The sequence below is a fragment of the Kaistia sp. UC242_56 genome, from assembly GCF_044452255.1.
Taxonomy (GTDB): Bacteria; Pseudomonadota; Alphaproteobacteria; order Rhizobiales; family Kaistiaceae; genus Kaistia; species Kaistia defluvii_A.
The window spans coordinates 2,038,333-2,051,895 of sequence record NZ_JBIOAN010000002.1 but is presented as its reverse complement, the minus strand read 5'-3'; the positions used below and the strand labels follow the sequence as shown (position 1 = coordinate 2,051,895).

Genomic DNA, 13,563 nt, shown 5'->3' with positions numbered 1-13,563 from the left:
CGGTCTGTTCTTCAAGAGGCTCATAGCGCGTACCCATGTTTTTGCCGACCCCCTACCGTTCAGCCAACCTTGAACCGGCCATTGCCGGTCGGGTGGTATCTACGGTGCTGGCGCAGGCGCGCGCACGTTCACTTTTCCCCCATCACGGCTTTCTTCGCGACCAACACGGCATCGGCGCTCAGCGCCGGCCGGAGATTTGCGCGTCGAGCCATGGAGAATTTCCAATATGGCAAACAAGATGCTCATCGATGCCACCCACCCGGAGGAGACCCGGGTCGTGGTGGTACGCGGCAATCGGGTCGAGGAATTCGACTTTGAATCCGCGAGCCGGAAGCAGCTTCGCGGCAACATCTATCTAGCCAAGGTCACGCGCGTCGAACCTTCGCTGCAGGCGGCCTTCGTCGAATATGGCGGCAACCGCCACGGCTTTCTCGCTTTCTCCGAAATCCACCCGGACTACTACCAGATCCCGGTCGCCGACCGTCAGGCGCTGATCGACGCCGAAGAGCAGGAAGAGCGCGAGGCTGAAGAGCGCGCCGCCGCCAAAGCCAAGAGCAGCCGCCGCCGCGGCAGCAATCGTTCAGTCGCCGCCAAGGCCGCCGACGAAGCCCGTTCCGAGGGTGTTTCCGAGGAAGGCCAGGAAGGCGTGTCGGCTGACGAAGCGCATCACGACGACCACCACGAAGACGGCCATCACGACGAGCACCATGACGACGAGTCGAATGGCGAGCGTCCGGTCTCCGCCGGCGCGTCGGACCATGGCGACGAGAACGGCTCGGGTGACGAGAACGGTTCGGACGACAATTCCTCCTCGCATCTCGATGCGCCGGCCTCCGACCATAGCGTCGAGGAAATCGGCGGCGACGAAGAGCATGAGGAAGACGTCGTCGAGTCGGTCGGCGCCGAGGACGCGCTCGAGGAACTGCCCGAGCGGCGTCGCGGTCGCGGCCGCCAGTACAAGATCCAGGAAGTGATCAAGCGCCGCCAGGTGCTGCTCGTCCAGGTCGTCAAGGAAGAGCGCGGCAACAAGGGCGCGGCTCTCACCACCTATCTGTCGTTGGCCGGCCGCTACTCGGTCCTGATGCCGAACACGGCACGCGGCGGCGGCATTTCCCGCAAGATCACCAACACCGCCGATCGCAAGCGCCTCAAGGAAGTCGCCGCCGATCTGGAGGTGCCGGAGGGCATGGGCGTCATCCTGCGCACGGCAGGCGCCTCGCGCACCAAGGCCGAGGTCAAGCGCGACTTCGAATATCTGCTCCGCCTCTGGGAGAATGTCCGCGAACTGACGCTGCGCTCGGCCGCCCCCACCCTCGTCTACGAGGAAGGCAGCCTGATCAAGCGGTCAATCCGCGATCTCTACAACAAGGACATCGACGAGGTTCTCGTCGCCGGCGATGACGGCTATCGCGAGGCGAAGGACTTCATGCGCATGCTCATGCCGAGCCATGCCAAGAACGTTCAGCCCTATCGCGAGAGCCAGCCGATCTTTGCCCGCACCGGCATCGAGGCGCAGCTCGACGCGATGTTCTCGCCGCAGGTGACGCTGAAGTCCGGCGGCTACATCGTCATCAACCAGACCGAAGCGCTCGTCGCCATCGACGTGAACTCGGGTCGGTCGACGCGCGAGCACAATATCGAGGACACGGCCTACCAGACCAATCTAGAAGCGGCCGAGGAAGTGGCGCGCCAGCTTCGCCTGCGCGACCTTGCCGGCCTGATCGTCGTCGACTTCATCGACATGGAAGAGAAGCGCAACAACCGTTCGGTCGAGCGCAAGCTGAAGGACGCGCTGAAGAACGACCGCGCCCGCATCCAGGTCGGCCGGATCTCGCATTTCGGCCTGCTCGAAATGTCGCGCCAGCGCCTGCGCACCGGCGTCGTCGAAAGCTCGGTCGAGGTCTGCCCGCATTGCCATGGCACCGGCTATGTCCGCGCGCCGGCATCCGTCGCGCTGCATGTGCTGCGGTCGCTCGAGGACAACCTTCTCAAGGGCGCGACCCACAACCTCACCATCCGCACCAGGACAGTCGTCGCACTCTACATTCTCAACCAGAAGCGCAATCACCTGGCCGAGATCGAGGCGCGCTTCGGCATCGCCATCACGGTTCTGGCCGACGAGACCGTCAACTCGGCCCAGCATTACATGCTCGAGCGTGGCGAGGCCGTGCAGCCGCGCGACGTGCCGCTGATCACGGCACCCTCGCCGATCGTCCATCCCGACACGATCTATCCGGAAGACGAGGAGATCGAGGACGAGGTCGAGTCGGAAGAGAGCGAAGCCGAGGCGGACGCCGATACCGAGGCCGCCGGCGAAAGCTCGACCGAGGCGGCGCGGGCCGATGAAGGCGGACGCCGCAAGCGTCGTCGCCGTCGGCGTCGGCGGGGCGGCGAGGCTGGCGGTGCTGGCCAGGAAGCCGGTTCTGCGGGTGAAGCCGGGGACGAGGAAGACGAAGGCGAAGCGGGCGAAGGCGCCGCCGCCGAAGGCTCCAGCAGCGAAGCCTCCGAAGGCGGCAGCGATGCCGAGGGCGACGAGCAGGAGCACGACGAGAATGGCGAGCCGCGCCGTCGCCGTCGTCGCGGTCGTCGGGGTGGCCGTCGCGGTCGCCGTGGCGCCGAGGGCGAAGGCTCCGAGGTCGAGGGTTCCGAGGGCGAAGGTTCCGAAGAGGGCCGGACGCTGGAACTCGACGAGACCGGTGAAGTGCTCTCCGAGCGGTTTGTCGAGGTCGAGGATGAAGGCATTCGCGACATCGAGCCGGAAGATGCCGGCGAGCGCCTGATCGCCGAGGATATTCCGGTCGCCGACATCGCCGACATGGCCGAACCCTTCCTTGACGAGATCGGCGATGAGCCGGAGCTCGACATGCCGGAAGTCGGCGATGACGAGGATGACGAGCCGGAAGAGGAAATCTCCGACCTGCGCGTCACCACGGAAGAGGTGATGGCGAGCCAGAGCGACGATCCGCTCGGCCTCGACGACGAGTCGATGGTCGACAAGACCCCGGCCGAGATCGAGGCCACCAAGCAGGAGCCCGAAGCGCAGCCCGAGGACGATCGTCCGAAGCGCGGCGGCTGGTGGCAGCGGCGCTCGTTCTTCTAGAACGAGCTCCCGAAATTCACGCCAGCGCCTCGGCGCTGGCGTCCAGAACTAGAAAAGGCCCGGCATTGCCGGGCCTTTTCTTTTGGCTCCAGTCCCTGGCTTAGACCGCGACGGAAACGCGGAGGTCGAGATTGGCGCGGGTCGCTTCCGAATAGGGGCAGACGATATGCGCCTTGGCGACGAGGTCTTCCGCTTGCGCCTGGTCGAAGCCCGGAAGGGCGACGTGGATCGCGACGTCGAGACCAAAGCCGGTGCCGTCGGGGCGCGGACCGATGCCGACCTCGGCCGTCACGCTGGTGTTTTCCGGAAGCTTGGCCTTTTCCTTGCCGGCGACAAAGCGCAGCGCGCCAAGGAAGCAGGCGGAATAGCCGGCCGCGAAGAGCTGTTCAGGATTGGTGCCCGGGCCGTCATTGCCGCCCATCGACTTGGGAACGCTGAGCTGCAGGTCGAGGCGACCGTCCGAGCTGGCGGTGCGGCCATCGCGGCCGCCGCCGGTTGCGGTTGCGGCGGCGGTGTAAAGTATCGTCATGATGGGCTCCTGGCTGCATGGGCGCCGATGCGCTTCAAGGGACCGGTCTCGTCCGGCGAGCAATTAAATCGCACACGATTTGATCGCTGACGATGCACATTCTCGCATGGCTGCCCTGCCGGTAGCGCGCTTCCGCTTCAATCGCGCACGATATAATATGCAGGGTCAAACCGGAGACCAACCATGACGCCGCACGCTGCCTCTGCGCTCGACCTCGACCGGATGCTGTGCTTCGCGATCTACTCGGCCAATGGCGCCTTCAACCGCGCCTATCGGCCGCTGCTCGACAGGCTCGGCCTCACCTACCCGCAATATCTGGTGCTGATGGCGCTGGGCGAAGCGGAGGACCTGACCGTCAGCGAGATCGGCTCGCGCGTGTTCCTGGAATCGAACACGCTGACCCCGCTGCTGAAGCGGCTGGAAGCGGCCGGTCATCTGGTCCGCCGCCGCGATGCGGCCGACGAGCGGCAGGTTCGGGTCTCGCTGACCGACCAGGGACGCCGGCTGCTGCAGGACGCCTGCGGCGTGACGCAGTCGCTGGCCGGCACGCTCGCCATGAGCGAGGCGCAGGTGATGGCGCTGCGCGACAGCATCGCGGCGCTGCGAGACATCCTCAACGATCCCGCCGCCGACGCCAGCCGCGACGGATGAGCGCAAGCCGGGCCGCATTCCTCGGTATGGGCTCTTGCAGCCTTTGACTTGGCCGCGCCATGGCGGCATAAGCAGGGTGAAATCGCTGTCGAGAAGAGGGTCGAAAATGGGCTGGTTCCTGACCGAATTGTTCACCTGGTGGAACGGCCAGACCATGGGCACGCGTCTCTATACGCGGCGCAAGGGCCAAAAGGTCGGCACCGACGAGTTCGGCAACACCTATTACCGCACGCCCGACCCGGACCGCACCGCCGGCGGCTTTCCCGAGCGTCGCTGGGTGATCTACAACGGCTATGCCGACAGCTCGACGATCCCGACCGGCTGGCATGGCTGGATCCATCACCGCAGCGAACTGCCCCCGACGCAGGTGAGCTACGCTCCGCGCGACTGGCAGAAGCCGCACAAGCCGAACGGCACCGGCACCGCTGCCGCCTACCGGCCGAAGGGCTCGATCGTCGGCGCCGACCAGCGCCCGCGCGCGACCGGCGACTACGAAGCCTGGACGCCCTAGACTTCCTTGCTGTTTCCCGGCCCTGCCGTCTCACGAGCCCTCCCTTGCGGGGGGCTCGTTTCGTTTGGGCGGTTGGCTAGATCCCCTGCCCGCCCGACACTTCGATCCGCTGCGCGTTGACCCAGCGATTGTCTGGCTGAAGCAGGCTCGCGATCATCGGACCGATATCGTCGGGGACGCCCGCCCGGCCAAGCGCCGTCATGTCGGCGAAGATCCGGTTGACCTCGGGGTTATCCCGAACGGCACCGCCCCCGAAATCCGTCTCGATCGCGCCAGGCGCAACCGTGTTGACCGCGATTCCGCGGCTACCCAGTTCCTTCGCCATATAGAGCGTCAGGATCTCGACCGCGCCCTTGACCGCCGCATAGGCGCCGTACCCCGGATAGGAAACGCGCGTCAGGCCGGAAGAGAGATTGACGATGCGGCCGCCATCGGCAAGCAGCGGCGATAGCGCCTGCGTCAGGAAATACACGCCCTTGAAGTGTACGTTCACCAGCCCGTCGAACTGTGCCTCGGTTGTGTCGCCGATCATGGCATAGTCGCCATGGCCGGCATTGTTGACGAGATGGTCGAACGTCTCTCGCTGCCATGTCTCGCGCAGCGCATAGCGCAGCCTATCGGAGAAGGCTGCGAACTCGGCCAAGTTGCCCGTATCGAGTTGGAAGGCGAGTGCCTTGCGGCCCAGCGCGGCAATCTCGGCCACGACCGCTTCCGCCTCCTCGCGCTGGCTGCGATAGGTCAGGATCACGTCGCCGCCATGGCGGGCGATGCTGAGGGCGGTGTTGCGGCCAAGGCCACGGCTGGCTCCGGTAACAAGTGCAATGGTCACGCTGAAAACTCCTGTTGCGAGGAGCCCTACTTAGCGATTCCCCAGGTTTCGCCCTTGCCGGAAGCTCGCCGTTGCTTGCCTATTCCTACAAGACGAATGCATCCCTAGCCGGAAGAGGCTACGGTCGGCCCATGACCCACACGCTTCTCGACGCCGTCCGACGCTATGTCGAAACCCATGGCGATCCCGCGGGACAAGCACAGACGCCCATTCCCGGCCTGACCACCATCCGCTCGCGGAGGCCCAGCGATCTCATCCATGCGATCTCCCGGCCTTTGGTTTGCCTGGTCCTGCAGGGAGCCAAGCAGGTAACGACGGGCGCGCAGACGCTGACGTTCCAGGCCGGCGACTCGCTTCTGATCACGGCGGATGTTCCCACCGTTAGCCAGATCACTCGCGCCAGCTTCGGCGAGCCCTACCTCTCTCTCGTGCTGGAGCTGGATCCTGCGGTAATTGCCGAGCTTTCCGTGGAGATGGGTTCCCTGCCGGCTACCGAAAGCGCCGCGGTACGGTTCGAGCCGACCGACCTCGAGGTCTCGGACGCAGCGCTCGGGCTGATGAGACTGCTCGACCGTCCGGCATCGGTGCCGATACTGCATGCGCAACGGGTACGCGAACTCCACTACTGGCTGCTGGAGGGACGCCACGGCGCCGCGATCCGCCGGCTCGGGCTCGTGGATGGACACCATCGGCGCGTGGCGCGCGCCGTGGCGGTGCTCCGGACCGACTATGCCCGGTCGCTGCGGGTCGAGCATCTGGCGGAGATCGCAGGCATGAGTCCCTCGTCCTTCCACCAGCATTTTCGAGCCGTGACCTCGTTGTCGCCGCTGCAATTCCAGAAGCAGTTGCGGTTGATCGAGGCGCGGCGGCTGATGCTGGCGGAGGGGGTGAACGCCAGCAGCGCCGCCTTTGCCGTGGGCTATGAAAGTGCATCGCAGTTCACGCGGGAATATGGTCGCCTTTTCGGCCTGCCACCCAGCCGGGACACCGTCGCGGTGCGCGATAGAACAGAGGCCTTGCCGTCGCATGGAGCCTCCTCGGCGTTGCCAGACGGCATGGGGCCGGGCTGATTCGCGCAACGTCGATTTCCGACGGAATATGCGTTTGCGGCAGCTCCGCAGCATTCCGCCGTTTTCATTTCCGCAAGGCCATCGGGGCCACATCCGGCCACGAATTGAGCGCCTGTGGAGATTGAGGATAAGGCGCCCCGCCCTTTCGCGATCGACAGCGCGTCATACGGGCGTCGTCCGTTCCAGCCTTCCCGCGCAAGGCTTTGTTAACTTTGAAACTCCTGACGTTTCAAACGCCCGCGCGAAATCGCTACGCAACCCCTCGCGGATTTTGCAATGCCAAATCCACATGTAGGCGGCTTAGAATTCACCACCACTATTCCTTGACGCTTTTGCCGGACTCGTCATAGCTTCCGGCTTAGAGTTGGAATGCGCTCCGGATCCCCCCGATCCGGTTTTCCAGGACATGGTTGGCAGTCGGAACATACGGCGGTTGGGTGGACTCCCTTCCCCGTCTGATCGCCCTATTGTGTCTTGGATCGGCATGTCCAAACCGTGACATTTTGGTGTGTAAACACTATATTTAGAGTCTCAGCGTATCTTGAGCACTAGATAAGGGGTGGGGCCGAAACCCATCCTGGTGTAAAGCGTTGGGCAAGGGACAGAGCGGGCGCCATGCGCCGGCCGGTGGTGCGCCGAGGCTGCGCCACCCGAAAACAAAGGGCTTGAGACGATGCGGATCGAACGGCGCTACACGACGGCAGGCCAGTCAGCCTATGCCGGCATCGAGTTCCGAACGACGAAAAGCGAGATCCGCAATCCCGATGGATCGATCGTTTTCCGCCTGGAAGGCATCGCGGTGCCCTCGACCTGGAGCCAGGTCGCCAGCGACATCATCGCCCAGAAATATTTCCGCAAGGCCGGCGTCCCGGCGCGGCTGAAGCGCGTCGAGGAGAACGACGTTCCGTCGTTCCTCTGGCGCTCGGTCGCCGACGAAAAGGCGCTCGCCACGCTGCCCGAGAAGGAGCGCTTCACCGGCGAAGTCGATTCGCGCCAGGTGTTCGATCGTCTCGCCGGCACCTGGACCTATTGGGGCTGGAAGGGCGGCTATTTCGACACCGAGGAAGACGCCCAGGCCTTCTTCGACGAACACCGTTTCATGCTGGCGACGCAGAAGGTGGCGCCGAACTCCCCGCAATGGTTCAACACCGGCCTGCATTGGGCCTATGGCATTGACGGCCCGAGCCAGGGCCATTTCTACGTCGACTACAAGACCGGCAAGCTCGTCAAGTCGAAGACCGCCTACGAGCACCCGCAGCCGCATGCCTGCTTCATCCAGTCCGTCTCCGACGACCTGGTGAACGAAGGCGGCATCATGGACCTCTGGGTCCGCGAGGCGCGCCTGTTCAAGTACGGCTCCGGCACCGGCTCCAACTTCTCGGCGCTCCGCGGCGAAGGCGAAAAGCTTTCCGGCGGCGGCAAGTCGTCCGGCCTGATGAGCTTCCTGAAGATCGGCGACCGCGCGGCCGGCGCCATCAAGTCGGGCGGCACCACACGCCGCGCCGCCAAGATGGTCGTCGTGAACGCCGACCATCCGGACATCGAGAAGTACATCAACTGGAAGGTGCACGAGGAGCAGAAGGTCGCCGCCCTCGTCACCGGCTCGAAGATCAACGCGCAGCACCTCAAGGCCATCATGAAGGCCTGCGTGAACTGCGAGGGCTCGGGCGACGATTGCTACGACCCGACCAAGAACCCGGCCCTGAAGCGCGAGATCCGCGCTGCCAAGAAGGCGCTGGTGCCGCAGAACTACATCCTGCGCGTCATCCAGTTTGCCAAGCAGGGCTACACGGATATCGAATTCCCCGTCTATGACGCCGATTGGGATTCGGAGGCCTACCTCACCGTTTCCGGCCAGAACTCCAACAACTCCGTCTCGATCACCGACGATTTTCTCCGCGCGGTGGAGAGTGATGGGGACTGGAACCTGATCCGCCGCACCGACGGCAAGGTCGCCAAGACGCTGAAGGCCAAAGACCTCTGGGAGCAGATCGGCCACGCCGCCTGGGCTTCCGCCGATCCGGGCCTGCACTTCAACACCACGATGAACGAGTGGCACACCAGCCCGGCCTCGGGACGCATCAACGCGTCCAATCCGTGCTCGGAATACATGTTCCTTGACGACACGGCCTGCAACCTCGCCTCGCTGAACCTTCTGCAGTTCCGCAACGAGGACAAGAGCTTCGACGTCGAGCGCTACGAGCATGCCTGCCGCCTCTGGACGGTGGTGCTCGAGATCTCCGTGCTGATGGCGCAGTTCCCGTCCAAGGAAATCGCCGAGCTCTCCTATGAATTCCGCACGCTCGGCCTCGGCTACGCCAATATCGGCGGCCTGCTGATGACCGCCGGCATTCCCTATGACTCGGCCGAAGGCCGCGCCATCTGCGGCGCGCTGACCGCGATCATGACCGGCACCGCCTATGCCACCTCGGCCGAGATGGCCAAGGAACAGGGCCCCTTCCCCGGCTTCGCCAAGAACCGCGAGCACATGCTCCGCGTCATCCGCAACCATCGCCGCGCGGCGCATGCGGAAGCGACGGGCTATGAGGGCCTGTCGGTCCTGCCGGTGCTGCTCGACCATGCCTCGCTCAAGGATGCCCGCCTCGGCGAGCATGCGAAGGCTGCCTGGGACAAGGCGCTGGCGCTCGGCGAACAGCATGGCTACCGCAACGCCCAGTCCACCGTCATCGCGCCGACCGGCACGATCGGTCTGGTCATGGATTGCGATACCACAGGCATCGAGCCCGACTTCGCGCTGGTGAAGTTCAAGAAGCTCGCCGGCGGCGGCTACTTCAAGATCATCAACCGCGCCGTGCCGGAAGCCCTCCAGGGCCTCGGCTATGCCGAGCACCAGATCGCCGAGATCGAGGCCTATGCGGTCGGCCATGCGTCGCTGCGCCAGTCGCCCGGCGTCAACCACACGACGCTGAAGGCCAAGGGCTTCACCGACGAGGTGCTGGAGAAGCTCGAAGGCGGCCTCGCCTCGGCCTTCGACATCAAGTTCGTCTTCAACAAGTGGGCGCTGGGCGAGGACTTCCTCAAGACGCTCGGCTTCACCGAGACGCAGCTGAACGACCCCGCCTTCGAGATCCTGCCGGCTCTCGGCTTCTCGAAGAAGGAAACCGAAGCCGCCAACGTGCATGTCTGCGGTGCGATGACGCTGGAAGGCGCGCCGCATCTGAAGCTCGAGCACTACGCCGTGTTCGATTGCGCCAATCCCTGCGGCAAACTCGGCAAGCGCTATCTCTCGGTCGAGAGCCACATCCGCATGATGGCGGCGGCGCAGCCCTTCATCTCGGGCGCCATCTCCAAGACCATCAACATGCCGAACGACGCCACCGTCGAGGATTGCAAGAACGCCTACATGCTGTCCTGGCGCCTGGCGCTGAAGGCCAACGCGCTCTATCGCGACGGCTCGAAGCTGTCGCAGCCGCTGAATTCGCAGATCCTCGCCGATGACGACGAGGATGCGGACGACGCCGTCGAGGCGCTGATGGCCAAGACGCCGGCGGCGCGCGCCGAGCAGATCGCCGAGCGCATCGTCGAGCGGATCATCGAGCGCGAAGTCCGCAAGCGGGAGAAGATGCCGGACCGCCGCACGGGCTATACCCAGAAGGCGAATGTCGGCGGCCACAAGGTCTATATCCACACCGGCGAATATCGCGACGGCCGGCTCGGCGAGATCTTCATCGACATGCACAAGGAAGGTGCCGCCTTCCGTGCGATGATGAACAACTTCGCCATCGCCATCTCGCTCGGCCTGCAATATGGCGTGCCGCTCGAGGAATATGTCGAGGCCTTCGTGTTCACCCGCTTCGAGCCGGCCGGCCTGGTCACCGGCAACGAGGCGATCAAGAACGCCACGTCGATCCTCGATTACGTGTTCCGCGAGCTGGCCGTTTCCTATCTCGGCCGCAACGACCTCGCCCATGTCGTCCCCGAGGACAATAATGCGACGACGCTGGGCGGCGGCGACCTGCCGACCTCCAAGCCGCCGCAGGTCAGCCATGGCCTCGTCCGCGGCAAGACCGAGCGCTTCAAGCTGGTCGACCGCGCTGGTGAATCGAAGGGCGCGGCCACCGCTCCCGCCGTCACCGGCTCGACGGTAACGGCGCTGCGCACGACGGGCATCGGCGGCGCCGCCGCCACGGCCTTCAAGCGCGACGTCGCTCCCGAGACGGAGCTTTCTGTCGGCACGGTGGAGCCGGTCGCGGTCTCGCCCGCCAGCCAGCCCAAGCCAAAGGCGGCCGAACAGGTCGCGATCGCGCGGATGAAGGGCTATGAGGGCGAAAGCTGCACCGAATGCGGCAACTTCACCATGGTGCGCAACGGCACCTGCCTGAAGTGCGATACGTGCGGCAATACGAGCGGCTGCTCGTAGGGAATTGAACTAAGCCGGGCCTCGCGCGAGCGGGGCCCGGAATACTTAGGGGAACATATCGTAAACAGATATACTCGCGAGCTTATGGGGCAGAGAGTTGGCAGCCAATGAAGACAACAACGGCGACGCTGATCGCGGCTATGTCCTGTCAATCGCAGAGAATGCCATAGCCCCTGAGAACATTAAGAAGCGATGCTGCTTCGCTTGTGGTGGCCCTCCGAGCACAGGCCAAGGCGAACACGTTATACCAAAGTGGCTCCAGAGAAAGTTCTCGCTACATGACGAGCGGCTGGGGCTACTGAACCAAACACTCATCCCCTATCGCCACCTTACTGTCCCATGCTGCACCCCGTGTAACACCGGTTTTCTATCTGAAATCGAACGGAAGGTTCAATCCATTGTAGATCGCGGGGAAATTGGGTCTGATGATGAGCAATTGGCTATTGCTCGATGGATGGCAAAGATATTGATCGGGATCTTGGTCCTTGAAACTGCGTTGCTACTAGACCGAAAAAATCCTTCGTTAGGCAGCATAGTTCCAGTCGACTGGATCCAGGAACTGCATCACTGCCACCTCATCTTGCAGAGCGCTCGGAAGCCAACAATCTTCAATTGCTTGCACTCACCTTTTCCATTCTCAGCATACTGGTACAAAATAGAATACCAGGAGAACGAATTCCCTTTTGATTTATCAACCAACATCATTGGCCAATCAATTGCCATGCGTCTGGGTTGCCTTGGAATAGTTCTCATCAATGATGGAGGGCTGCAGATGGAAGTTGGACCCAAAGGACCTTTTGACTTACTGGGGTCCACGGTTTCAGAGACACAATTTAGCGAATTATACGCAAGAATTCACTACAAGTCATCGTTACGGGATGCAACACATTTTTACATAAACTCGGAAAGCCCGACAAGCATCATAATCAATCAGGAAACAGTTCGACCATATACATCTACATTATTACCAGGAGGGGAGATTAAAATCTTCAGGCCGTGGGATGAGACAACGTTCTCTTATATTGCCTCGCGAGCAACAGGTGCTGATAGGTCAATTTTCTTCGATCCCGCGACAGGCAAGCGAGGTACTTTTCTTGGAAATCTCCTTGGTGAAGACATGGTGGAGCGCTCGGACGCAAATTAGTCCCCAAGCTAGTGAGCGGACGAACGTGCTTCAACTCCGAGTTCACTAGATCGGCATTGCTTAGCACGCCCAGCTACCGGTCCCGCCCCTACCGCGAAAAATTCAGTCACAGCCCCTCGCCGCCGCCGAGGTTTCCATTGCTGTTGATGAGAGGAACGCGACTGGCGCCGGTCGACAGCACATCTTGCCGCCTCTTGCTGTCCCGGCCATATGCACCTACATTCTTGGCATATCGCCAGGAGGCGCTCATGGCTCACACGCAAGCACTCGATATTGTCGGCGGGGAAACCGCGCTCGGGCTTTCGATCCGGAGCGGGCGGGATCTGATCGCCGCCGTGCGGCACGGATTGCCGGTGCGCGCCGTCGAACACGTGCTCGATAGCGGCCGGATGACGCTGGCCGAGCTCGACCTCGTCGTGCTGCCGCGAAAAACGCTGTCGCACCGTCGAAAGATCGGCACGCTCACCGCCGACCAGTCCGACCGGCTGATGCGCGCCGCGCGCGTGATCGCGGCGGCCGAGGATACGTTCGGCAGCCAGCAGAAGGCCGCGACCTGGCTGCGGCGGCCGACGACCGCACTGGGCGACGAGACGCCCCTGTCCCTGCTCGACACGTCGGAAGGCGCGCTGCAGGTCGAAAACCTGCTCGGCCGGATCAGCCACGGCATCGCCGCCTGATGGACGCATGCAGCCCTGCGAGCCGTGAGTTTCGTCGCCACCGGGGCGGACAGGTTGCAGCCTGCCGCGCGTCGGCGGGCGCCGCACTCCTGACGGCGCGCCTCGCTTGATCGCCTGGCGCATCTCCCGCGCGGCCTTCGCCGATCTTTCCGGCACCGGGGCGCGGCTCTATGGCGGGCGCTGGAATTCGCCCGGACGGGCGATGATCTACGCGGCCGAAGCGGCGGCGCTGGCCGTGCTCGAGGTCCGCGTTCATCTCGACCTGACGCCCGATCTGCTGCCGGACGACTACGTCCTGACCGGCATCGCCCTCGACGGCCTCGCCGTCGAGATGCTCGACACCCTGCCGGAGGCCCCGCAGGGCTTTGGCGATGCCTGGCTGGCCGAGGCGCGCACGCCGGTGCTGCGCGTGCCGTCCTTCATTGTGCCGGAGAGCTTCAACCTGCTGGTGAACCCGGCCCATCCGGCGGCCACGGCGCTTTCGATTGCCAACCAGCGTCCCTTCCGCTTCGACGAACGCCTCTGGCTGCCCGCCCGTCTCTAGGCATGGCGCCGCGTCAAAGCGCGGCGGCACCTTCGCCTCGCCGCATGAAGGTGAAAGAATCCGGCCTTCCGATCTGAATCGAGAAGCCCGGACAACGCCTTGATCTCGCTCGGCTATCAGCCGTCCA

Annotated in this window: 10 protein-coding genes; 8 read left to right on the top strand and 2 right to left on the bottom strand. The window is 63.8% G+C overall.

Annotation, left to right across the window (positions count from 1 at the left end; genetic code table 11):
• Window positions 1–226 precede the first annotated feature (226 nt).
• On the top strand, window positions 227–3,100 hold the full coding sequence (locus ACHMWQ_RS12390) for a ribonuclease E/G (RefSeq protein ID WP_396307691.1): 2,874 nt from the start codon (window positions 227–229) through the stop codon (window positions 3,098–3,100).
• Between the two features lie 100 nt (window positions 3,101–3,200).
• Here ACHMWQ_RS12390 and ACHMWQ_RS12385 read toward each other — a convergent pair whose 3' ends face one another.
• Complete coding sequence (locus ACHMWQ_RS12385; RefSeq protein ID WP_396307690.1) at window positions 3,201–3,629, bottom strand: organic hydroperoxide resistance protein; 429 nt, start codon at window positions 3,627–3,629, stop codon at window positions 3,201–3,203.
• A 183-nt stretch (window positions 3,630–3,812) separates the two neighbouring features.
• Between ACHMWQ_RS12385 and ACHMWQ_RS12380 the strand changes: the two genes are divergently transcribed.
• Both ACHMWQ_RS12380 and ACHMWQ_RS12375 read left to right on the top strand, forming a co-directional pair.
• Window positions 3,813–4,280: a MarR family winged helix-turn-helix transcriptional regulator gene (locus ACHMWQ_RS12380; protein ID WP_396307689.1), complete on the top strand. Its 468-nt coding sequence runs from the start codon at window positions 3,813–3,815 to the stop codon at window positions 4,278–4,280.
• A gap of 106 nt (window positions 4,281–4,386) precedes the next feature.
• A complete protein-coding gene (locus ACHMWQ_RS12375; RefSeq protein ID WP_354548428.1) occupies window positions 4,387–4,791 on the top strand; it encodes an NADH:ubiquinone oxidoreductase subunit NDUFA12 in 405 nt (134 codons plus the stop codon).
• 76 nt (window positions 4,792–4,867) lie between these two features.
• Here ACHMWQ_RS12375 and ACHMWQ_RS12370 read toward each other — a convergent pair whose 3' ends face one another.
• Window positions 4,868–5,620, bottom strand: coding sequence for an SDR family oxidoreductase (locus tag ACHMWQ_RS12370; RefSeq protein ID WP_396307688.1), 753 nt, complete (start codon window positions 5,618–5,620; stop codon window positions 4,868–4,870).
• Between the two features lie 131 nt (window positions 5,621–5,751).
• Here ACHMWQ_RS12370 and ACHMWQ_RS12365 point away from each other — a divergent pair, with 131 nt between their 5' ends.
• The 5 genes from ACHMWQ_RS12365 to ACHMWQ_RS12345 all read left to right on the top strand — a co-directional run bounded on the left by ACHMWQ_RS12365 (window position 5,752) and on the right by ACHMWQ_RS12345 (window position 13,436).
• Window positions 5,752–6,690, top strand: a complete 939-nt coding sequence (locus ACHMWQ_RS12365) for an AraC family transcriptional regulator N-terminal domain-containing protein (protein WP_396307687.1) — start codon at window positions 5,752–5,754, stop codon at window positions 6,688–6,690.
• 673 nt (window positions 6,691–7,363) lie between these two features.
• Window positions 7,364–11,071, top strand: a complete 3,708-nt coding sequence (locus tag ACHMWQ_RS12360) for a vitamin B12-dependent ribonucleotide reductase (protein WP_396307686.1) — start codon at window positions 7,364–7,366, stop codon at window positions 11,069–11,071.
• A 97-nt stretch (window positions 11,072–11,168) separates the two neighbouring features.
• Window positions 11,169–12,215 carry a hypothetical protein gene (locus ACHMWQ_RS12355; protein WP_396307685.1) on the top strand — a complete coding sequence of 349 codons (1,047 nt, stop codon included), beginning with the start codon at window positions 11,169–11,171 and terminating at the stop codon, window positions 12,213–12,215.
• Between the two features lie 248 nt (window positions 12,216–12,463).
• Window positions 12,464–12,892 (top strand): antitoxin Xre/MbcA/ParS toxin-binding domain-containing protein, encoded by a 429-nt coding sequence (locus tag ACHMWQ_RS12350; RefSeq protein ID WP_354548416.1) that lies wholly within the window; start codon window positions 12,464–12,466, stop codon window positions 12,890–12,892.
• A gap of 106 nt (window positions 12,893–12,998) precedes the next feature.
• Window positions 12,999–13,436 carry an RES family NAD+ phosphorylase gene (locus ACHMWQ_RS12345; protein ID WP_396307684.1) on the top strand — a complete coding sequence of 146 codons (438 nt, stop codon included), beginning with the start codon at window positions 12,999–13,001 and terminating at the stop codon, window positions 13,434–13,436.
• The last annotated feature ends 127 nt before the right edge of the window (window positions 13,437–13,563 follow it).